Source organism: Metamycoplasma gateae (assembly GCF_036352135.1).
Lineage (GTDB): Bacteria > Bacillota_I > Bacilli_A > Mycoplasmatales > Metamycoplasmataceae > Metamycoplasma > Metamycoplasma gateae.
Genome location: NZ_CP143578.1, coordinates 372,317 through 396,447, shown reverse-complemented (window position 1 = coordinate 396,447; position 24,131 = coordinate 372,317). Strand labels below are relative to the sequence as shown.

Annotated in this window: 19 protein-coding genes and 1 tRNA gene; 17 read left to right on the top strand and 3 right to left on the bottom strand. The window is 26.6% G+C overall.

All coding sequences use genetic code 4. The annotated features are described in order from the left end of the window. Positions 1-337: 337 nt before the first annotated feature. From arcA to tsf, 5 genes are all read left to right on the top strand, one after another. A complete protein-coding gene (gene arcA / locus V2E26_RS01865; RefSeq protein WP_330463174.1) occupies positions 338-1,570 on the top strand; it encodes an arginine deiminase in 1,233 nt (410 codons plus the stop codon). Positions 1,571-1,689: 119 nt separating this feature from the next. Beyond that, on the top strand, positions 1,690-2,676 hold the full coding sequence (locus tag V2E26_RS01860; protein WP_330463173.1) for a hypothetical protein: 987 nt from the start codon (positions 1,690-1,692) through the stop codon (positions 2,674-2,676). A 10-nt stretch (positions 2,677-2,686) separates the two neighbouring features. Beyond that, on the top strand, positions 2,687-3,661 hold the full coding sequence (locus tag V2E26_RS01855) for a hypothetical protein (protein WP_330463172.1): 975 nt from the start codon (positions 2,687-2,689) through the stop codon (positions 3,659-3,661). Between the two features lie 241 nt (positions 3,662-3,902). Further along, entirely contained in the window at positions 3,903-4,757 is an 855-nt protein-coding gene (rpsB, locus tag V2E26_RS01850; protein ID WP_330463171.1) for a 30S ribosomal protein S2, read from the top strand. Positions 4,758-4,778: 21 nt separating this feature from the next. Continuing rightward, a complete protein-coding gene (gene tsf / locus V2E26_RS01845; RefSeq protein ID WP_330463170.1) occupies positions 4,779-5,657 on the top strand; it encodes a translation elongation factor Ts in 879 nt (292 codons plus the stop codon). Between the two features lie 56 nt (positions 5,658-5,713). On the opposite strand, the gene V2E26_RS01840 is transcribed toward tsf, so the two are convergent. Then, positions 5,714-6,199 (bottom strand): dUTP diphosphatase, encoded by a 486-nt coding sequence (locus V2E26_RS01840; RefSeq protein WP_330463169.1) that lies wholly within the window; start codon positions 6,197-6,199, stop codon positions 5,714-5,716. A 127-nt stretch (positions 6,200-6,326) separates the two neighbouring features. On the opposite strand from V2E26_RS01840, the gene V2E26_RS01835 reads away from it, so the two are divergent. From V2E26_RS01835 to V2E26_RS01785, 11 genes are all read left to right on the top strand, one after another. Beyond that, positions 6,327-6,411: transfer RNA gene (locus V2E26_RS01835), tRNA-Leu, on the top strand. Positions 6,412-6,511: 100 nt separating this feature from the next. Continuing rightward, positions 6,512-7,345, top strand: a complete 834-nt coding sequence (locus V2E26_RS01830; RefSeq protein WP_330463168.1) for a hypothetical protein — start codon at positions 6,512-6,514, stop codon at positions 7,343-7,345. Between the two features lie 130 nt (positions 7,346-7,475). Beyond that, on the top strand, positions 7,476-9,455 hold the full coding sequence (locus V2E26_RS01825; RefSeq protein ID WP_330463167.1) for a hypothetical protein: 1,980 nt from the start codon (positions 7,476-7,478) through the stop codon (positions 9,453-9,455). A 297-nt stretch (positions 9,456-9,752) separates the two neighbouring features. Further along, on the top strand, positions 9,753-11,867 hold the full coding sequence (locus tag V2E26_RS01820; RefSeq protein ID WP_330463166.1) for a P68 family surface lipoprotein: 2,115 nt from the start codon (positions 9,753-9,755) through the stop codon (positions 11,865-11,867). 62 nt (positions 11,868-11,929) lie between these two features. Further along, positions 11,930-12,889, top strand: coding sequence for a thermonuclease family protein (locus tag V2E26_RS01815; protein WP_330463165.1), 960 nt, complete (start codon positions 11,930-11,932; stop codon positions 12,887-12,889). Positions 12,890-12,907: 18 nt separating this feature from the next. Continuing rightward, positions 12,908-14,863, top strand: a complete 1,956-nt coding sequence (locus tag V2E26_RS01810) for an ATP-binding cassette domain-containing protein (protein WP_330463164.1) — start codon at positions 12,908-12,910, stop codon at positions 14,861-14,863. Then, positions 14,863-15,879 (top strand): carbohydrate ABC transporter permease, encoded by a 1,017-nt coding sequence (locus V2E26_RS01805; RefSeq protein WP_330463163.1) that lies wholly within the window; start codon positions 14,863-14,865, stop codon positions 15,877-15,879. Before V2E26_RS01810 ends, V2E26_RS01805 begins: the two co-directional genes overlap by 1 nt. Further along, on the top strand, positions 15,821-16,858 hold the full coding sequence (locus V2E26_RS01800) for a carbohydrate ABC transporter permease (protein ID WP_330463162.1): 1,038 nt from the start codon (positions 15,821-15,823) through the stop codon (positions 16,856-16,858). The genes V2E26_RS01805 and V2E26_RS01800 overlap by 59 nt, the downstream gene beginning before the upstream one ends. Before the next feature lie 3 nt (positions 16,859-16,861). Continuing rightward, positions 16,862-17,053: a hypothetical protein gene (locus tag V2E26_RS01795; protein ID WP_330463161.1), complete on the top strand. Its 192-nt coding sequence runs from the start codon at positions 16,862-16,864 to the stop codon at positions 17,051-17,053. An 86-nt stretch (positions 17,054-17,139) separates the two neighbouring features. Next, positions 17,140-19,713, top strand: coding sequence for a preprotein translocase subunit SecA (gene secA / locus V2E26_RS01790; RefSeq protein ID WP_330463160.1), 2,574 nt, complete (start codon positions 17,140-17,142; stop codon positions 19,711-19,713). Positions 19,714-19,858: 145 nt separating this feature from the next. Next, the gene (locus V2E26_RS01785; RefSeq protein ID WP_330463159.1) at positions 19,859-20,857 is read left to right on the top strand and encodes an IS30 family transposase; all 999 of its coding nucleotides are present in this window, start codon (positions 19,859-19,861) and stop codon (positions 20,855-20,857) included. A 197-nt stretch (positions 20,858-21,054) separates the two neighbouring features. On the opposite strand, the gene V2E26_RS01780 is transcribed toward V2E26_RS01785, so the two are convergent. Both V2E26_RS01780 and V2E26_RS01775 read right to left on the bottom strand, forming a co-directional pair. Next, positions 21,055-21,480, bottom strand: a complete 426-nt coding sequence (locus V2E26_RS01780) for a bis(5'-nucleosyl)-tetraphosphatase (RefSeq protein ID WP_330463158.1) — start codon at positions 21,478-21,480, stop codon at positions 21,055-21,057. 2 nt (positions 21,481-21,482) lie between these two features. Then, positions 21,483-21,995, bottom strand: a complete 513-nt coding sequence (locus tag V2E26_RS01775) for a hypothetical protein (RefSeq protein WP_330463157.1) — start codon at positions 21,993-21,995, stop codon at positions 21,483-21,485. A 123-nt stretch (positions 21,996-22,118) separates the two neighbouring features. Here V2E26_RS01775 and dnaX point away from each other — a divergent pair, with 123 nt between their 5' ends. Beyond that, the gene (gene dnaX, locus V2E26_RS01770; RefSeq protein ID WP_330463156.1) at positions 22,119-24,122 is read left to right on the top strand and encodes a DNA polymerase III subunit gamma/tau; all 2,004 of its coding nucleotides are present in this window, start codon (positions 22,119-22,121) and stop codon (positions 24,120-24,122) included. Positions 24,123-24,131 lie beyond the last annotated feature (9 nt).

Genomic DNA, 24,131 nt, shown 5'->3' with positions numbered 1-24,131 from the left:
TATCTTACCTCATTTATAATAATTAAAATAATCACTAATTTTATAATAATAAATATATTATAAATATAAAATCTATAAATTAAATCATATATAAGAAAAATTAAGAAAATAAATAAGAAAATAAAAGTGAATTTAATTTTTCTTATTCTAATTTTTTAATCTTCAAAAATTGATAATTAGTATATTTTTTTAACAAATTTATAGATTTTTTTAACTTAAAGTTGCGTAGTAGTACAAAAACTAAAATTGTAGTATAATTAAGCTGTATAAATTTAGCAAGTTTGATATAAAAAACAAATTTATACATATAACATCATTTATTAGAAAGGAAAATTAAATGTCTGTATTTGACAGTAAATTTAAAGGAATTCACGTTTACTCAGAAATCGGTGAATTAGAATCAGTTTTAGTTCACGAACCAGGACGTGAAATTGACTACATTACACCAGCTAGATTAGATGAATTATTATTCTCAGCTATCTTAGAAAGCCACGATGCAAGAAAAGAACACAAATTATTTGTTTCTGAATTAAAAGCAAACGACATTAATGTTGTTGAATTAACAGATTTAGTTACTGAAACATATGATTTAGCATCACAAGAAGCTAAAGATAACTTAATTGAAGAATTTTTAGAAGATTCAGAACCTGTTTTAACAGAAGAACTAAAATCAGTTGTAAGAACATACTTAAAATCAATCAAATCAACAAGAGAATTAATTCAAATGATGATGGCAGGTATTACTAAGTATGACTTAGGTATTGAAGCAGACCACGAATTAATCGTTGACCCAATGCCAAACCTATACTTTACACGTGACCCATTTGCATCAGTAGGTAATGGTGTAACAATTCACTACATGCGTTACAAAGTTAGACAACGTGAAACATTATTCTCAAGATTTGTATTCTCAAATCACCCTAAACTAGTTAACACACCATGATACTACGACCCTTCATTAAAATTATCAATCGAAGGTGGAGACGTATTTATCTACAACAACAATACACTAGTAGTTGGTGTTTCAGAAAGAACAGACTTAGAAACAGTTACTTTATTAGCTAAAAATATCGTTGCTAACAAAGAATGTGAATTCAAACGTATTGTTGCAATTAATGTTCCAAAATGAACAAACTTAATGCACCTAGACACATGACTAACAATGTTAGACAAAGATAAATTCTTGTACTCACCAATTGCTAATGACGTATTTAAATTCTGAGACTATGATTTAGTAAACGGTGGAGAAGAACCACAACCAGTTGAAAATGGTTTACCTCTAGAAGGATTATTAGAATCAATTATTAACAAAAAACCTATCTTAATTCCTATTGCTGGAGAAGGTGCTTCACAAATCGATATCGAAAGAGAAACACACTTTGATGGTACAAACTATTTAGCAATTAGACCAGGTGTTGTAATTGGTTACTCACGTAACGAAAAAACAAACGCTGCTTTAGAAGCTGCTGGTATTAAAGTGCTTCCATTCCACGGTAACCAATTATCATTAGGTATGGGAAATGCTCGTTGTATGTCAATGCCTTTATCACGTAAAGATGTTAAGTGATAGTAATTACTATAAAATTATTTAATTTTATATATTAAAAATCCTCGGCTTTTGCTGGGGATATTTTTATTATTTGTTAAAATTAATTTATATTGCTTTTATCCTTTATTTAGGTTATGGAAATGAACAATGAAAAAATTAAATTAGGTCAATTTTTTACAAAAGAATCATTGTGGTTAAAACCACAAATATTTAATTTTATAATCAATAGTAAATGCGATATCGCATACGATCCTTTTGCAGGTCAAGGAGACTTATTAAATGTTGCAAAAGATATTCTTAATTTTAAGACAATAAAAGGTTTGGATATTGATGAGAAATTAAAATGAGAAAAAAATGATTCATTATTGTCGATTCCAACAATAAAAAATGCAATAATTATTACAAACCCTCCATACATTGCAAAACATTCGGCTTCAAGAAAAAATATTGATTTAAGTAATTATTTTTTAAAATCTGAATATGACGATATTTATCTAATAGCACTTGATAGAATTATAAAAGCTCAACAATATTCGGTTGCAATAATTCCTGAATCATTCATAAATTCTAATTTTAGGAATATGAATTTAGTTTCGTCAATTACAATAATTGAACAAAACCCATTCACAGATACCGAAGTTCCTATATGTGTTGTTTGCTTTGATGGAATTGATAAAGATTTTTCTAAGATAAAAATTTACAAGGGCGAAAAATATTTAGATAATCTTCAAAACATTTTGAATAATAGAAAAAAACCAAAGAACAATATTGAAATAAATTTTAATGATAAAAATGGATGGCTTGGGTTAAGGGCTATTGATAGTAGTAATTCAATTAATTTTATTACCTTTGATTTTAAAGAAAAATTCAACTATGATTGAGAACGAAAGGTAAAAATATCTTCTAGAAATTTTAGTTTAATATATGTAGATATTCCAGTTAATAAAAGAATAAAACTTATTAATAAATGTAATGAAATTTTGTTGAATATAAGAGAAAAATCATACGATGTTATCTTAACACCATTTAAGGGTAATAATAAAAATGGAGTAAGAAGGAGAAGATTAGACTTTAAATTAGCAAGATGAATTATTGAAAAATCTATTGAGTTAATTGATAAGGAATAGTTTATAAATTATGAATAATTTAGATTACTTTTTATATAGTTTAAACCATGAAGAGCAAATCATCGACTTTGATCGACCAGGTGGAGTCGTTGTAATTAATAAGAATAAAGATGAGGAAGAAAATAATTTGGTAGTTTCAAATTTAAAGTTATTGAACTACATCGAAGAATATAAAAATATTATTAATATTAGTAAAACAAACAACGAAAGAAAAGTAGAAATATTAAATAACATTATTTCAATATTGGAAAATGTCGAGAATATAAATTATTCTCCATTTTGTTCTTATTTTCAAGTTCTAAATTATTCTTATTATCAGTTTAAGAATAAAAATACATTACCACATAGTGATAAGTTGTCGTTGATCGATAAGATAGTTAGATTATATATTCAAAACCGTCATGAAATTTACAAGTTTCATGGATACAGTAATATTGTTTTGCAAGTTATGTCTGATATATCTAGTAGTAGAAGAAAATCAAATATTGGCATAGAAAAAATAGAATCCTTTTTAAAACCACTCGGCTTTAAAAAAACAAATGAATTAGAAGATTTTAAGAAAATGAAATTATCTTATATATTGCCGGATAAAGGACAACTTAATTTGTTTAATTATATTTTGAAAGAAGAATCAATATCTTTTAAATTTAGAGAAAATAGAGAATTTAAAAATCCCGATATTTTAATAAAGGTTAATGAACATATTTTTTTAATTGAGCATAAAATAATAAACGGTTCTGGTGGAGCTCAAAATCTTGAACTAAATGAGATTATAGAATTTATTAAATACAATGAAGAAAATAAAAATTTTCATTATGTTTCTTGCCTTGATGGTAATTTCTTTTCAAAATTCAAGAATAGCAACGAACCAAAAGTTGTAGAACAACTAAAAAATGTAAAAAATAATTTAAAAATATGCAAAAACAATTTTTTTGTAAATAACAAGGGTTTAATGAAATTAATATTTAATTATATTGATTTATAATACCTAAAAACTGGGCTGTAATTAACCAGTTTTTTTATTTAAAAATAAATTTTTAAATTATGTTAAAATATGAAAGTACTTTTTAATTAGAATTAATCTAAAAGGTATCGATAAATTATTCATATTACATATTAATTTATCAAACACTTTTGTGAATTCAGTTAGCGTGTGCTTTCTTAGTGTTAACTGTTAGAAATAAAAGGAAGAAAAACAAATAAATAAAAATTTTAAAAGGAAAAATATGTCAGAACAAAAAGTAGTTGAACAAAAACAAGTTTCATCTGAACCTGTTATTGTTTCAAGAGAAAAATTATTAGAAGCTGGAACATACTTTGGTCACAGAGTAAGCCGTTGAAATCCAAAAATGAAACAATACATTTATGGAAAGAGATCAGGAATTCATATTATTGATATTGCTAAAACTCAAAAAACATTAGAGTATGCATACAAGCTATTAAATAAAATGGCTCAAAAACCAATCTCATTTATTTGAGTAGGTACAAAAAAACAAGCTAAAGCAGCTATTGAATCAGCAGCAGCAAGAACAAATTCGGTTTATGTTTCTGAACGTTGATTAGGTGGAACATTAACAAACTCACAAACAATTTTTAGAAGTGTTAAAGAGTTAGAAAGATTAGAAGAATTACAAAAAAATGGATACAAAGGGTACACCAAAAAAGAAGGTCTTCTAAATGATAAAAAGATTGCTAAATTACAAAAAAACTTAGGTGGTATTAGAAAATTAGCTAACAGATCACAAATGCCTCAAGTTATGATCGTTGCATCTCCTATTGAAGATGAAATTGCAATTAGAGAAGCAAAAAGAAAAGGATTAAAAGTTTTTGCTATCCACGATACAAACTCAAACCCAGACTTAGTAGATTTTGTTATTCCAGCAAATGATGATTCAGCAAAATCATTAACATTAATTATTACAATCTTAGCTGATGCTATTGCTTCAGCAAGAGGTGAAGCTCAATTATTTGCTTATAAATCAAATGAAGAAATAGTTCTTCCAGAAGACCCAAGATCTGTTGAAAACAAAGAAAAAAGATTTTCAAGAAATACAGAATCAAGAAGTCAAGAAAGTAAATAAATTTAAAGTAAGGGGTTAAATATGTCAGTAGATTTGAAAAAAATTAAAGAATTAAGAGAAAGAACAAACTTAGGTTTTTTAGACGTTAAAAATGCTTTAGAAGCAAATGATAACGACGTTGAAAAATCAATTGATTGATTACAAGAAAAAGGTATTTTAAAAGCCGCTAAGAAAGCAGGAAGAATTGCTGCCGAAGGTATTGTTAGAGCAGTTGTAAAAGAAAACACAGCAGTTATTTTTGAACTTAATTCAGAAACAGATTTTGTTTCAAAAAATGAATTATTCATTGATCTTGCAAACAAAATTTCTGAAGCATTATTTAATAATGATTTTGCAAGTCAAGAAGAATTATTAGCTATTAAAATTGATGGTGTTTCAATCGAAGATCACACAAGTTTATTAACAGCAAAAATTGGTGAAAAAATTTCTTTAAGAAGAGCACTAAAATTCAGTGCTGGTGAAAATCAAGTTGTTGCTGCGTATACACATGCCAACAATAGAGTTGCAACAATTATTTTAGGAGAAGGATCAAATCAAGAAGCCTTAAGAAATGTTTCAATGCACATTACAGCTTTAAATCCATCTCATTTAAGTGAAAAATGCTTATGCCAAATTGAATTAAAAGAAATTCATGACAGATTAGATGCTAATCCAGCTCTTGCAAATAAACCTGAAAAAATTCAAGAATCTATTAAAGCAGGATTACTTAAAAAAGAACTTAATGAAAAAGGTGTTTTATTATACCAACCATTTGTAATGGATGATAGTAAAACGGTTGGTCAATATTTATCAGATTCAAAACTAGTTTTAGTAGATGCTAAAAGATTTGAAGTTGGTGAAGGTATTGAGAAAAAAACAGTTGATTTTGCAGCTGAAGTTGCAGAACAAATGGCCAAATAATTTTTTAACTCTTATTTATAAAAAAACAAAACTAACCTCAATTTTGGTTAGTTTTTTTAATATTTATTTTTTATTCGATTATAGTTTGTTTCATTCTTTTTACGATACGAATTAATTATATCTTCTTCATTAATCCCAACTAATAACCCAAGGCCCAAATAAGCCTCATAAGCCTTTAAAACATTTTTTACAGTTTTAGATTTTAATAGATTTGTAAATAATTTATAAGTATGAGCTAGTTGCAAATTAAAATTATTATTTTTTATAAAAGGTTGTAATATAGGTTTTATCCCAAGGGGATAGGCGATACTTGTTATAAAATGAATACCATCTGCAAATTCTTCAAGCATTTTTAACTTATCAATAGTTTTATCTTTTTTTCAATATTTAAAAGCTTTAACCTCGTTTGCAAATTCTCCCAATTCAACTAGTAATGCGATAACTATTTTAGTGCCGAAATATCTTTTATCTTTGTTAGTAATATTATCTAAAAAAGCCTTATCTAATTTTTTTTGGGCTTCAAAAATTTCTTCTAAATTCATATGTAAAATTATAGTCCATATATTTGATTTAAAATTAGTTTATTAAATTTTTAATTTTAATTTTTTATTTTTAAAATATATTAACCAATCTTAAAAATAATTTATAATATTTAAGATATTTAAATATGCTCCAGTGGCGGAATGGCAGACGCAGTTGACTCAAAATCAACCGGTTAAGAGCCGTGCTGGTTCAAGTCCAGTCTGGAGCACCATATATATCAAAAATATACCAAATTACAAAAACGCTTATTATTAAATATACAAGCGTTTTTTATTATATTTTATATAATATTTAAATAGCTAGGATATAAAATGAACAACAAAAAACAAGAATTAAAGAAGATAAAAAAACACGAACTACATTCAAGTTGATTTTTAATTTTATTATTATCAGCAATTATAATGGTTTGAATTTTAATAACTTATATTGTTGCTATTTTTGAGAATAAATATTCTCAAGATGATAATTTTAAAGTGGTAAATGATGTATTAGTTAGTATTTTTGCTGGACTAATTTCTGGAATGCTTACAATCTTATTAGCATTTACTTTTTTAGATTTGATAAAAAGGCTTTTTATAAGAGATTACTTTGCATATTATTCATATCTAAATTCATTAAAAAATAAATCTAAGTTTGTTTTCTTTAAAGATTTTAAAATACCTCTTGAAATATATAAAGGGAAAAATAGTACAAAACAATTAACTAAAACTGCCTTTATTTCAGTTGTTGCTAACATATTAAATTACACAATAACATCTCCTCAATATAAAAATTTAATAAATGAAATTGAAAAAGATTTTGCTCTTCATTCATTTATTACTCCTAATTTTAATAAACAAAGAAAAATTGCAATTACAAGAATTATTTTTTTAGATATATTAGCGCCTATAGTTTTTAAATCCATTTTAATAACAGTTATTGGAATCTTGTATAAAAAAGGAAATGAAGATCAACCCCTTTCAGCAATAATTAGAATATTAATAATTCTTGTTGCCAACACTTTTTCATTATCTATTTCAATTAGTATATATGAATTTTACATACTAAATAAGGTAAAAAATTACAATTCATTTAATGACTTTTACCTTCTTTCATTTAATAATTTTGAATACAAATATTTATCATCTGCATTAATTAAAAGATAAGAATGAACTAGATTTTAAAGTCTAGTTATTTTTTTATCTAACAACCAATTTAATTAAAATTATGATTAATTATTGAATTTTTATAATATTATTTAAGTATATAAAAATATTTTTATAAGGGGCAAAAAAGATGAAGAAATCAAGTAAGATACTAATCGGTTTAAGCATACTTACAGCAGCAACTGCTCTAACTGTTACTGCAACCACTATTGTTTTACATACAAAAGACAAAAAAGACAATAAGTTAGAAAAAGAAATTTCTAAATTCAAACAAGAATTAGAAACAAATAAAGATCTAACCGAATATCAAAGAAAGGGACTATTAGAAGCTATTGCAAAAGCTGAGAAAGTCCTAAATTCAAAAGAATCAACAAAAGAAGAAATTCAAAAAGCTTTAGAAACATTTTTAGCAGAAACATCACATTTCATGAGTACAAAAGAATCTGAAAAAGATGTGGCTAAAAGAGAATTAATAAGCGTTATTAATTTGGTAAAAGAATATATCAAAAACGAGCTATCTGATGCTAAATATAGTTCAATAAAAGAAACTTTAGAACAAAAAATAGCTGAAATTGAACCTCAAACAACAGCTGATGATGAAAGTAAAACAGAAGAATTATATACAACATTAAAAAATGAACTAAATTCTAAACTAGCTGAAGCAAAAGAAACAAAAGAATTAGAAGATACAAAAGCATTATATACATCAAAACTAGCTGAAGCAAAAGAAGTTTTAAATCAAATTACAGAAGATAAATATCAATCTGTAAAAACAAACCTAGAATCTATAATTAACGAAATTGAAACATCGATTAATGCGACTTCAACAAAAGAAAACTATGACGAAGCAAGTAAAACATTACAATCAGCAATTGATGAAGCTAATGCAGAAAAAGCAAAAATTGATGAAGAAATAGCTCTAAAAGAAGCTTCAAAAGAATCTTATGAAGCTAAAATAACCGAAGTTGAAACATATATTTCACAAGATTTAGAGGATGAAAAATATAAAGAAATTAAAGATAAATTACAAGGTGAACTTGATAAGGTTAAAACAGAGGTTCAACGAGCTGAGGAATCAAATAAAACAGTAGAATTTTATACATCAAAAACCGAAAGTTTAACCACAGCATTGGAAGAAGCAAAAACTTCAAAAAATACACAAGATGATGAAGAAGCTAAAAAGGCACAAGCAAAAGAAAGCTATGATTCAAAATCTGCAGTAGCAGAAGAATTTAAAAAATCTTTAGAAGGGGATTTATATGCAGATATAAAAACCACTTTTGAAAACGAATTAACTGAAGCTAAAAGTGGCATAACAGATACTTCAACAAGCGAAGAATTAACTTCTGCTACAGAAAAAATATCAGCTGCAATTCAAAAAGCAACTGACGCAAAAAGCGAAAAGGATCAAGAAGTTGAAGCTGAAGCGGAAGCAAAAAGAACAGCTACAGAAAACTTTAATACATTAAAAACCCAAGTTGAAGAATATATAAACACAAAACTAACAGACAAAGAAGAAGACAAAACAGCATTAGAAAATGAACTAAATACTCAAAAAGCTAAAGTTGAAGAAGAAAATTCAACTTCAGCCTCAATTAGTGAAGCAATTCAAGCATTACAAACTAAATTCGATGAAATTAAAGCAAAAAATGCTGAAGAAAAACCAGTTGAAAATGAGACTGAAAACGAGGCAGAAAATACAGAAGAAGAGCTAACCGAAGAACAAAAAGCAATTGTTGAAATGATTAATAATAAGACTATTTTAAAAATGGAAGTTAGTGATCAAAATAAACAAAAAATTAATGAATTATCAAATACTGTAATACCTGACAATATTGAAAATAGACACTTCTTTGGATATATAAAATTAACAAAAAAAGATAACTCATTGTCATTTGGACCAAAAAGTAAAACTGCTACAATACCATTTACAGCAGGTTTATTTGATGAAAAATTTGTTAACATGCTAAAATCTAAAGAAATAGAATTCCCAGGAGATGCTAATTCTTCAAGAAAAGCATTATCATTTGATAAAAAAACTGATGGAAAAATAGTAATTCCTTTTAGATTTAACGGCAAAACAACAATCTATGAAATTGAATTATTTTAATTAATTAATCAATATGATTTTTAATCATTAAGCAAAGAAAATAGGAACTTAGTTCTTGTTTCTTTTTATTATTATAAATTTAGTTTATAAGTTAAAATTTGTAATTTGCATATTTTTTATTTTATAAAATAAAAATATAATAAAATATATTATGTGAATTACAAAATAAAAAGTTCATATATACAATTGCACAACAACGATTAGTGTTCTAATTGTTGTTGTATTTTTATTTATAGTTATAAATTAGTTATTTTTATTCATAAATTTTTATATTAAATTTATATTGAAAGGTAAAAAATGAAAAAATTTGAAAAATTTTTAATTTCAGTGGGCGGATTATCAGCATTTTCACTACCTCTTATTTTAGCTTCATGTAAGCAAGAAGCAAAATTTGATCAAGTAGATGATGGTATATTAAAACTTGCTACAGGATTTTCTGAAACAAACGACCAAGGTGTTGCCATGAAAGCAATTATTGCTGAATATAATAATTGACTAAATTCAGGAACAGATGAAGAAAAATTACAAAGAGTAAATCAGGGTTATTTACCAGTAGCGATTGATTTTCTACCAAATGGATACAGTACAGGTCCTTTAACAACAAAATTATCAGCTAAGGAACAAAAAACATTTTGAAATATTATTGTTAACTACCCAACAGCAGCTTCAATTTTAGCTCAATACAGCATGAACTTAAGTTTAGATAATGAAACATATGAATCCTTAGGCATCGCCCCAGCATTCAAAAATGTAAACGAAGAAATCGGTGGAAATATACAAAAGAATGAAAAATGAGTTGTTCCGTTTTCACGTTCTTCAGAAATGCAAGCAGTTAACAAAGTTGTACTTGGAAAAATGCTAAAAGAATTAAAAGAAATTGAAGGCGTTCAATACACAGAAGGTACAAATACAACCTTATTGAAAAAATACATCGATTACTATGAAAGCGTTAAAGAATCTGATGGTAAGGCTGTTGATGAAGATTGAAAAAATGCAAAAGCAACAGATGAAGATTCAAGAAATAAAGCTATTAAAGAAATGAATTTAGTTCTTTCTGATGATATTTTTACTTCATATGCAGAATTAATTAAATTTGCAATAGCAGCAAAAAGATTATATCCAGCAGATTTGAATAAAGCTATAATCGGTATTGACTCATTAGCATCAGCTATTAATGTTATGAACGTTTCTAAGACAAAAGGTGATAAATCACAACAATACATAACACCTTCTTCAGCTCATGAAATAACTGGTGGTTATGATTATGAATCATTCTTAGAAGAAAACACTGCACAAAACACTTTATTTAAGGAATTACTACAAACAATTTTTGATGGTATTAAAGTTGGTGCTGTTTGAATTGGTGGTGGTGGTTCATATGGTTCAAACTTATTAACTAGACATAAAATGGCTATTAGTATTGGTTCGACAGCAGGATTTACTCATACATTTGTAAGAGATGGAAATCAAGAAATTAAATATATTGGTGAAAAACCAAATACAGTTTCTAACGAAGCTACCTTGAGCGCTTCGAATGAAGAGGAAAAAGCAAAAGGAATTAAATTAAAAATTAAAAGTGGTAAATACACTAATAACATTTTTGCATTTAATTTACCAGAAGGTACAACTGTCGGAAGATTTGATAAACAATTCTCATCAGAAGAAGCAGAAACAACAGTTACTACAAAATCAACAGAACACCCTAATTATGAATTGTATCAATTAGATTTTGATGGAACAAACATTATATTTTCAAATAATAAAAAATACGCTGTACAAGAATCGGATAGATCAAAAGTTATTGCTCTTGGAACAATATTTAAAAATGATGGTAAGAAATATATTTTAATTGATCCTTCATTAGTACAAAAAGAAACAATTACAGCAGATAAATTATTAAATAAACAAGATGCTGATTGAATTAGTGCTCCTTTAACAAAAGGCAAAGAAGATAAAAAATCTGTTTTCATTCAAGGACCTTCATTAGTTCTAGTTCATGCAAATGAAAGAGAAAATAATGCAACCAAATTATTTGTAAAATGATTATTTAATCAAAACATTTCAAATATTTCAATTGGTAGAGATAAAAAGAAACAAAATTTCCAAAATATTCACGCAATTGATGCATTCAACCAATATGGTAACTATATTTCGCCAACAACTACATATTTCCAAGATGGAAATACAGCACATTCAAAATTAAATGAAGCAAACAAGATTGCTTTTGATAACTTTAAATTAATTGGTAAAGACGATAAATATCAAGCTGCTGAAGATATTTCATCAGTTTTATCGGATAAATTAAGAGATGCAATTGGAACAGCTGGAAGAAATCTTGTTGGCTCAGTTGCAGCAAATCAAGTAGTTACATTCGAGCAATTTTTAGCTAAAATTCACGAATTATTTAAATAAATATAAGTTTATGAAAAACATGCACACTTTTTAGATGTGTTTGTTTTTTCGCAGAGGTTTACATGAAAAAAATACCATTTTTCTTATTAACTCCAACATTAGCAATGCCATTAGTTGCTATTTCTTGTGTAAATAAAGATGCTAAGTATTACGATGAATTGCAATTAAATTCTACATTTAGTGTAGAAAAGGAAAATATCGATAAGGTTGGAAACATTTTTGATCAAAAAGTTGATATAACAAGAATCAAAAACCTTGAAACAAGAGAAGAAGAAACTGTTAATATCTCACTTTGAGAAGTTTATTCAGCCATTGATGCAGAGATTGTTAAAATTTATGATGGCGATACAATGCTAGTTCGTGTTTTAGAAAAAAACGAAAGAACAACAGCTTTTAATGTTGGTGATGAGATTAAAATAAGAATAGCATTAATAGATACATTAGAACAAAATGTTCGTGACGTTACAGAAAGAGAAAAAAAACTTGCACATTTAGATAGTGAATATGTTGAAAGTATTTTACCAGCAAACACAAGAGTCAGAATAATATCTGAAAACTGGTCAGATGGATCATATGATAGAAAAATTGGATACTTATTCTTTGGTGAAAATTACGAACAAAACTTCAGCATTAATATGCTAGCAAATGGATGAACATTACCAAGAATTAATAATAACGAACTTAAGAATTTTATAACTGACTATGAAAAAATTAAAAAATCATCAATTAAGTCATATTTATTACCTTATATTGCTAGAGCATTTAATCACGGTTATACTAAGCAACGAGGCTTTTATGCTAAGGATGGGGTTAATGTAGTATTGAATGGAACGAGTCAAAATATAAAATTCTATACTCCAATGGATTTAGCAAAAGAATACATTGCTCATGGATCATCGTTAATGAGTGATGCTTATCAATTTCTATATCCATTTAATATCGAAAAAAACAATGCTAAAAAATTTAATAACGCACAAAACAATATATATGAATTTTTAGATAAAGTAAATAATAAAAAATAAAAAGTACAAGGAAAAAATATGGAAAAAGCAAACAGTGGATTAACACAAAGTGATATTCATAGCTTTTCAAAAGAACGTTATCAAGCAAAAAAACTAGTTCCTGCCATTGAAGTTAAAGATTTAGTAATTGACTTTGGTGAATCACTAGCAGTTGACAATGCGTCTTTCGTTATTGAAAAAGGTGAATTAGTTACTTTACTAGGGCCATCGGGTTCAGGTAAAACTACTACGCTAAATGCTATATCAGGTTTATTGCGTCCTACATCAGGAAAATTATTTTTCTCAGGTGTTGATGTTACTAAATTTTCTCCACAACAAAGAGAATTAGGTTTAGTATTTCAAAACTATGCATTATACCCACACATGACTGTGTATGATAATATAGCATTCCCACTATTAAACGACAAACATTGAAAAGAAGAAACAATTGAAAAATCTAAATTAGCTCAACAAAAAATATTTGAATTAGTTTTCAAATATTTTAACGTTCCCGAAGAAGTAATTTCAGAGACAAGAACAATGTTATATCACACAATTGATAATCCAAAAGAAACAAGAAATTACTTAACGGAATTAAAAACAAATTTCAATAATATTATTGATAAGGAATTAAACGATTACAATTTCATTTTGACTAAAAAAACTGCTTTATTATCAAACTTAACGAAAAAAGTTTTAAAAGATATTAGAGAAAGCAAAGAGCAAGCGAAGAATTCGATCTTTAATTTTAAAAAAGAACTTGAAAAGAATTTAAACGAAATTAAAGATAGACAAGAAATCGCGATAGCTAACGATAAATTAAATGATAATGATTTTGATTCAGAAATTGCTTCATTAAAACAAAAAAATAAAGATGATATAACAGCAATTAAGAATGAATTAAAACAAAAAATTTCAGAACTTAAAAGAGCTTATGTCGAAAAATATAATTCAACAAAAAATGAATATACACAAAAAGTTAAAGAAGCAAAAGAAAAATTAAATTCGAAACTTGCCGAACAAAAAGCAGATCCTTTGAATGAACAAATTAAAGAAATTAAAAAACGTATCAAATTAGTAGAAAAAGAAACTCAAACCGTTTATTCAGAAAAAATTAGAGAACTACTTTTACCAATTTTTGAACAAAAAGCAATTAAAAGCACTAATGTTAAAAAAGCATTAAATGAATTAGCTCTAAAGCTTCCTGAAGAATTGCAAAAAGAAATAAAAATATTTAGTAAAGATGTTTTAACTATTGAAGAAGCAATAGTTAGAGATGTATTGGATGTTGCACAAAGAGTTGAAATAACAAAAAACTTAGGTAAAAGACCAACGCAATTATCTGGAGGACAGCAACAACGTGTTGCAATCGCTAGAGCAATTGTTAAAAAACCAAAAATTCTTTTACTTGATGAACCATTATCAAACCTAGATGCAAAATTACGTATTTCTACAAGAAAATGAATACGTTCAATTCAACAAGAACTTGGTATTACAACAGTTTTTGTTACACACGACCAAGAAGAAGCTATGTCAATTAGTGACAAAATTATTTGTATGTCGACTGCTAAGGTACAACAAATAGGTGCTCCAATGGATTTATATTTAAAACCTAAGAATGAATTTGTTGCTAAATTCCTTGGTATGCCTGAAATGACAATTTTTGAAACAGAAGTTAAAAATGGTTATGTATACTATTCAGGTAAAAAATTAACAAAAGCTCCAAAAGGATATGAAAAAGAAACTATTGATTTAGGTTTCCGTGGAGAATCATTGATTGAAGATGAAAAGGGAATTATTACCGGTGATATTAAACTAGTTGAATATTTAGGTAAAGAGATTCAAGCTCAAATATTTATTAAAGAAATAAACAAAATAGCTAACGTTTTCCTAGGTGCAAAAACTAAATACGAAATCGGTGAAACAGTAAAATTATCAATTAAAAGAGAAGAATTGTACCATATGTTTGATGTTGATAGTAAGGAAAGAATTTAATGAACACTTATTTTTGAAAAAAATACCGTATTAAAAAAACTGGTGAAGCATTAAGTATTTTAAATACCAGAACTCCATTCTGGAAACCATTCTTACTAATGTTGCCATCTTTAATAGTTTTATTATTTATGGTAATTATTCCATTTATATTTGTTATTATTGGTTCATTTAGAGCACCATCATCATTTAGAGAATACGGATGGTCAATTGATAATTACTACAAATCAAAAGGAACAGTTGGTATATTAAATGACCCTAAGTTCCACACAGCAATAATTAACTCATTACTATATGCAGTTATTGCTTTACCAATTGGATTAACTATTTCTATTTTAATAAGTTCAGCAATTGCTACAATAATAAGAAAACACGCTCGTAGCTTTTGACAAACAGTATTTTTCCTACCATATATGACTGGAGCTGTTGCTGTTTCCTTAACATTTACTGCATTATTTGGTAAATCGTCAGAAGGGGCATTGTTCCCATTACTATATGGCTCGGGTAGCAGATGAAATCCTTTTATTGTTATTTTAATAAGAGGTGTTTGAGGTGGTTTAGCATTTCAAGTATTAATCTTGACAACTGCAATGCTATCAGTTAATCCAGATTTATATAAATCATCTGCAATAGATGGAGCTTCAAGTTCTAGACAATTCTTTAGAATAACACTACCATCTATTCAAAAAACAATTTCATTTCTATTTACTATAGGCATTATTAATGGTATTAAAGTATTCCCACTTGCTTTATATAACAACGACGCAAGTCAGGCTATAGCTGAACAAGGAAGTACTTTATTAATCTATATTTTCCAAGCAGTAAGATTCGCTACAGCAGGGTTTGGAAGAGCCATGGCTGCATCGGTATTCTTATTTATACTAGGTGTTACAATTTCATATTCACTTAAGAAATCAGTATCATCAATCTACAAACTAAAAATCAAGTTAGGAGAAAAAAATGTTGCTAACAAGCTTAAAGCTGAGATACAAAAGAGAAAAATCAGTTTTAAAATCTAAACAAGAGTTGATGACCAAACCGTACACAACAACAAATGTGTTAGGAAAAATATTTGAATGGTCATTCAAAGTTGCGATTTTAACGTTTTTTAGTTTCTTAATAATTCTTCCATTTTACTTTATGATTGAGCAATCATTAGTAGATCCAAAATTCTATGAAGACCAAGGTTTTAAAATAGCTTGGTGACCATTTGAACACTCTAAGTATGTTCAAAACGGTAAGACTTTCTCTGGAGCTTTTTTAGGAACAAGTCTAAATTGATCTAACTTCTCAAAATCAATAAAAGAAGGTTATTTACAATCTCTTGTATTTACCGCAGGATATACATCTATTTCAGTGGTTGTTAGATTATTCTTTGCAGTATCATTAGGATATGCATTATCAATGAGAAATTGAAGAGGAAAAAGTGCTTTCTTTGGTCTATTTCTATCATTAATGGTAATACCAGAAATTACACTTATTTCATTACAATATACACTAGTTTCAAAAGCTGGATGAATTGGAAATGGTAACCCATTTATTATAGTTGCTATGATCGTTCCATTTGCAACTTCAATCTTCAATGCTTATATGTATAAAAATGCATTTGAAGCAATTCCAAATTCAGTTAAAGAATCATCAATGTTAGACGGTGCTAGTGGAATTAAATACTTTTTTAACATAGCTTTACCAATGGTAAAAGCTACAACATGAACAGTTATAATATTAACAGCTTTAGCTTCATGAAACTCATATACATGACCAGCATTATTATGAGATTCAGCTCCTGGAGAAACAGCAGGATATTATGCTCCAATTAACTTATGACTATTTACAACAGGTAAACATGAAGTTGCTCCTGGACAAGTACAAACTATATTATCAGTAAGAATGGCTGCTACATTATTGGCTGTTATCCCTATGATTGTGGTTTACTTTATTCTAAGAAAAAGAATTATGGCTGCAATTTCAAGACAAGGAAATGCAACAAAAGGATAAGATATGGAATATAAAAGTTATAGTAATTTATCTACCAAACAAAAAGTTAGCAGAACTACAAAAAAAGTCTTAAAAATAGTTGGAATTTTATCTGTTGTTATCGTTGGATTAGTTGCTTTAGCATTCATAATTTATGGATTAGTTATAGGTGTTTATACAATACTTAATCAAGATACATTAAGATTATTTAGTTAAAAGTATTATTTAAAAAAGGCAGCATATTTATAAGCTGTCTTTTAATTTATCTAAATTTATCTAAATTTAATATAAAATATTAAATTATGAAATTTTTAAAGTTCAAATCTACTGAAATGAGAATTGCTGAACACACTCTAAAAAAAATTAACCAATTAGAAGCAACAATTCAAAAACTAACTGATGAAGAGTTAAAAAATAAAACAATTGAGTTTAAAGAAAGAATAAAACTTGGTGAAACACAAGATGATATTAGACCTGAAGTATTTGCAGTTTCAAGAGAAGCTACAAAAAGAATTTTAGGTAAGCGTCCTTATGATGTCCAAATGATTGGTGGAATTATTTTAGATTTAGGTTCAGTTGCTGAGATGAAAACAGGGGAAGGTAAAACAATTACCTCAATTGCTCCTGTGTATTTAAATGCATTAGGTGGAAACAGTGTTATTGTTTCAACGGTTAATGAATATCTTGCTGAACGTGATGCTGAAGAAATGGGTCAAGTATTTAAATTTTTAGGTTTAACTGTAGGAATTAATAAAGCTCAAATGCATACTAATTTAAAACGTGAAGCATATGCATGTGATGTTGTTTATTCAGTTCACTCTGAACTAGGATTTGACTATCTACGTGATAATATGGTTATGTCTAAAGAAGAAAAAGTTCAAAGAGGATTAGATTATGTTTTACTAGACGAAGTTGATTCAATCTTAATCGACGAAGCAAAAACACCATTGATTATCTCTGGTGGTGATCATGAAGAAAGTACAATGTATACTATTGCCGACCTTTTTGTAAGAACATTAAATTCAAATGATTACTTTATTGATGAAGAATCTAAGTCAGTTTATTTAACTGATCAAGGTATTGAAAAAGCTAATAAATACTTTAACTTTAAAAATTTGTATGATTTAGAAAACTCTGAGTTAGTACATAGAATTCAAAACTCATTAAGAGCACATAAGGTTATGAAGCTTGATGTTGAGTATATTGTTAGAAATAATAAAATTGAGTTAGTTGATTCATTTACAGGACGTATTATGGAAGGAAGAGCCTACTCAGAAGGTTTACAGCAGGCTATCCAAGCTAAGGAACGTGTTGATATTGAATCAGAAACTAAAACACTTGCAACAATTACATATCAAAACTTCTTTAGATTATTTAAAAAAATAAGCGGTATGACTGGTACTGCTAAAACCGAAGAAAAAGAATTTATTGATATATACAATATGAGAGTTAATGTTGTTCCTACAAATAAACCAGTAGTCAGAGTTGATGATAAAGATGAAATATATGTAGACATGCATTCAAAATGAAAAGCAGTTGTAAAAGAAGTAAAAAGAGCATATCAACGTAAGCAACCGATATTAATTGGTACTGCCCAAGTTGAAGATTCAGAAGTATTGCATGAATATTTATTAGAAGAACAAATTCCTCATACTGTTTTAAATGCAAAACAAGATGCTTCGGAAGCTGAAATTATTTCTAAGGCCGGAGAAGCCGGAGCTGTTACTATCGCGACAAATATGGCAGGACGTGGTACCGATATTAAACCAACAAAAGAGGCTATAGAAAATGGTGGTTTATATGTTTTGGGAACTGAAAAAGCAGAATCACGTCGTATTGATAACCAATTAAAAGGTCGTTCGGGCCGTCAAGGAGATATAGGTTATACAAAGTTCTTCCTTTCTTTAGATGATCAATTGATCTTACGTTTCTCAGTTCAAGATAGATGAAAAGAAATTTTTAAAGAATATGGTTCAAGTGCAATACCTGGTGAAGCAATTCGTTCAGCATTCTTAAGAGCACAGAAAAAAATCGAAGGCTTTAATTACGATAGTCGTAAAAGTGTTTTAAATTTTGATGACGTTATTAGACAACAACGTGATCTAATATATGAACAACGTGATCTAATTTTAAATAGAGATGACTTAGGTTCAATAATTCATAAGATGTTTCAAGTATCTGTTAAACAAATTGTAAATAATCCTTATTTTGTGCAAAAAAATGACACAATGGACTTTGCTAATTTTGTTGATTATTTAAATAAGAATTTTATGTTATTAACTAATCATAAATTCCAAATCGATGAAATTAAAAAAATGGATAAAGAAGAACTTGTTTCTTATATTGTTTCAGTATGAAAAAAAGAATATGATAAATTAAGACAAAATATCATTGAAAAATACAGTTTAACTTCATTAAATACATCTGAAAGAAATATTATTTTAAATGTTTTTGACTCAGGGTGACAAGATCATATTAATATTATGGATAAGTTGCGTCGTAGTACTCATCTTGTTCAATATGCACAAAAAAATCCATATCAAATATATACAAAATTAGGATCAAAAAAATTCAAGGAATTAACTGATAGAATCGCATTAGAATGTAGTGCTAATCTTCTAAATAATTATGAAGGATTACCATCATCAAATAGTCAAATTGAATTACCTTGATTAAATAATTCTTCTGATAATTTAAATAAAAATATTGATAATATAAATAATTTTATTGATTTCTTAGTTGATTCTGAAAGAAAACACTTAGAAGACCAAGGAAAAACTGAAGAAGAAATTAAAGAAATCTTAAATTCTAAGAAAGAAGAAATATTAAAAGAATTTAAAGTTAAATTAGAATCAATATTAAAACCAAAAGAATAAAAAAATAAACCTCCAAAGTATTATTGGAGGTTTATTTTCCTAAATTGAAAATTCAAGTGCAACACGTTTAAAGTAAAATTTAGATGTGGAACTTGAATTTTTTATATTAATTAAAAAAGAAAAGTTCCATTGGAACGGAACTCATATGAATTATACAATAAAAAAATATAACCATTTAACAGATAATGAAAGAATAATTATTGAAAATTATTTAAAGTTAAATTATTCTCTTCGTAGGATTTCGAGATTAATCGAGCGAAGTGTTTCGACCCTAAGTAGAGAAATAAAGAGGAATACAAATAGTTTTGGAACTTATGAATTTAAACACGCTAGTTTAAAAACAAGAGAAAGATCAAGACATAAGTATTATTTTAAATTCGTGGATAACCAAAAATTCAAAAATTTTTCTAACGCTTTTTTACAAAAATATGAAAAAAGTTTTTTTGGTATAAAGTCAACATATAATTTTATAAAAACTAGCACAAAACACTGTTGTCCTTCTTTAAGAACGGTTTTTAATTGAATAAACACTAATAATTGAGTTATAAAAAAGTACGATAAATTAAGACAATATTATAAAAAAGGTGGTAAAAGAACAGCATCCGTAATAAAACGGCTTGTAAAATCTGCTGATTATGTTTTTCCAATATGAACTAGACCTAAATCTATAGATTTAAGACTTGAATTTGGACACTGAGAAGCAGATCTAGTTTTAGGAAAGAGAGCCAATGGATATAATAATGTTTTAACTTTAACTGAAAGAAAAACAAGAATAGGGTTTGCAAAAATAATACAAAGCAAATCACCAAATATAATTAATTCAGAGTTAAAAAAGATTATAAGAGATAATGAATTAGAAGTAAAAACAATAACAGTAGACAATGGTATTGAATTTGAAAAAATAGGTATTTTAGCCAGATGATTAAATATAAAGATTTATAGAGCTGAACCTTATGCATCTTTTCAAAGAGGCTCAAATGAACATTGAAATGGAATTTTGAGAAGAGAATTCAAAAAAGGTTTTAACTTTAATACTATAACTCAAGAAAAACTTGACTCAGTTGTTAACCAAATAAATAATATGACGCGGGAAATATTAAATTGGAAGACACCATTACAAACCTATTTAGAATATATTAAATAATTATTATTAACAAAAATTAACATAATAAAATTATGCTTATCTTCATTTGAAAAAATGAATATTTTCTATTTACTTTTTTTGATTTATTAATTTTAAAAAAATAAAATGTATAATAAAAAAAGCCCAAGGCATTGTGTTGCACTTGAACTTTCTCTTTGGGAAAATAAACCTCCAAAGTATTATTGGAGGTTTATTTTTTATTTATATTTTCAACAATTATTTATATAAAAATTAACTGCTTTCTCTAATATTTCTCTATTTATTTCATGACTTAATTTATTAACAAGTGCATCCTCGATATCAACTCATTCAACAACATCAATTTCACCTTCTTGATTTTTGATATCAAAATTAATGGGTTCTGCTAAGAAAAAAACAACTTCTTTACTTATATTAAAAAACGGTGAATATTTACTTATTTCTCTAAAACCTTCAATTATTTTTATATCAACATTTGTTTCTTCTTTAACTTCCCTCAAAGCAGTTTCAATTTCTGTTTCATTATTTTCAACATGCCCCTTGGGGAAAGTTCAATGTCCAGCAGTTTGTTGGACTAATAAAACATATAATTTAGATTCAACATTTCTAAGGACTACAGCACCACAAGATTTATCGAATTTCATATCTATATACCACCTTTATTTTTGATATAAATATTTATACTTAATACTGTAATTATATTCAAAAATAACAGTGAATCTAAAATTAATTTAACAATTTTTAAATTATTGAAAAATAATTTATTTTCTTCCGCTAATTTGGTATTTTTTTGATTTAAGGCTTTCAAAAATTCGTTATAAGTTGAGTTAAGTAAGAAAATTATAATAATAAAAAATAATGCAAAGACTAATGATGTTATTACTAGACCAAATAATATGCGCAATAATTTTTTATGATTTAAATTATTTCTTTCTTTATAGATTAAAGCAAAGGAAAAAGTTTTAAATAAAATTATTGAAATAGTTAAAACTATCATTATTAAAATAGAAATAAAAATAGATCTACTTATTTTTATCTTAAAAATACTAATTGCAATTATTTGAAATATAGAAATACATAATGCAACAATAGTTAGAATAAAAAAAGAAAGAAAATTTTTGTTGTTTATATTTTTAATTGTTTTATCTACTTTATTCATATCTTAATTATTATATATGATATGAATGAAGTCTTATATTTTCTTAAATTAATATAAAAAATAGTTTTAATTTTGGCCTCTCCTGAATTTTGGTAAAATATATTTATATTTTAGGGAGGTATAATGTCACTTGAAAAAAAATATTTAGCATTATATCGTCAGTATCGTCCAAAAACTTTTGAACAAGTTCAAGGCCAACAACATATTATAGAAACATTAAAAAATGTAATTAGGGAAAATAAGATTGGTCATGCTTATTTATTCTGTGGCCCACACGGCAACGGAAAGACTTCTACGGCAAAAATATTTGCAAATGCAATAAATTGTCAACATCGAATTGATGAAAGTCCTTGTGAGCAATGTATTTTGTCTGTTGATAAAAACATGGATATTATTGAAATTGATGCAGCTTCAAATACAGGTATTGATGATATTAGAGAGTTAAGAGAAAAAATAAAGCATCTTCCAACAAACGGAAAATATAAAATATACATTATAGATGAAGTGCATATGCTATCAAAAGGGGCATTCAATGCTTTATTAAAAACAATTGAAGAACCACCAAAGCATGTTGTTTTTATCTTAGCTACAACCGATCCGCAAAAAATACCTTTAACAATATTAAGTAGAGTGCAAAGGTTTAACTTTAAAAAAATTGATAAACAAATTTTAGAAAATCAACTTGATTATATTTTTGAGCAAGAAAATATTCAAGCAGATAAGGATGCAATAAAATTATTAGTAAATTTAGGAAATGGCAGTTTTAGAGATACATTAAGTATAGCTGATCAAATTTCAATTTATTGTTCTAATAAAGTTATTACAACTAAAGAAATTGAAGAATTATTTGGAATAGTAGATTTTGAAAATATATGATTTTTATTAAAATGCATACATAATTCCGATTCTAAACTATTGATAAATAAATTTAATCATTTAGTAGATAATGGTGCAAGTGTTGAAAAAATAATTTCTCAATTATTCACTACATTAAAAGATTATGTAATTTATAAAAAAACAGATGATCAAACTCTTTTAGAGTATGCAACTGTTGAAAAAATTCTAGAATTGGATATAGACGATAAAATACTTTTTGAATACATCGAAATAGTTCAGAGTGCAATTAATGAATCACAATATAGTGACATCCCTAAAGAAATAATAGAACTTTATTTATTAAAAATGGCTTCAATTAATAAAAAAGAACACAAATCTTCAATCATTGATCATGATAATATAAATAGTATTATTGAAGAAAAAGAAATTGAACACACAAAATTAAATAACGAATCTGCAGAAGATTTTCAATTAGTAAATGAAACGATTTTAAATGAAGAAAAAAATACTAGTGATAATCATGATAAATTTAATTCAATATTCAACCTTGCTAATATTTCAAATTCATATGAAACAGAAGATGAAATTCAAATTAATAAGATAAAAGAAGAATTAGAACAATCAGGTATTAAAGAAATTAATATCGATAACATTTTAGAAAAAACTTCAGAAATATTAATTGCAGAAACCACTAGTGAATATGAAAATAATGATTTATTAAATGACATTATTACAACTGAATTTAGTAATGATGTCTCACTAAGTAAAACAGTTGATATCATTAAACCAGAGTTGGAACAAGAAGATGTTAATAAACTTGCTTTTATATACCAATATATCAAGATGGGATTATATAATTACAAAGGAACTTCTAAACTTGATTTAGATACGATGTATTACAGCATTCTTGAACAAAGAATTAAAAAAGAATACTCAAATTTAATTAGTTTATTGACTGGATTTAAAATTTTCTTTAGTATTAATGAATTGATTGTTCTTAGATCTGATGATATATTAAAAGTACATCAGCTTAATTTAAAAAGAAGTGATGACGATTTTATTGAAGCAATTAATAGTATCTTTGGTAGATATACAAACATTGTTGCTATCAGTAAAGAACAAATGGAAATGGCTATTCAAAATTGTAAATTAAATTGAATATCTAAGAAGAATGAAGAAATTAAAATGATAAGCCTACCAAGTTTAGAAAAATATAGAAACAAGGTCAGTCCAAATGTAGAATATGCTAAAAAGTTATTTGGTGATATAGTAAAAGAACCAAAAAAATAGGAGATTAAA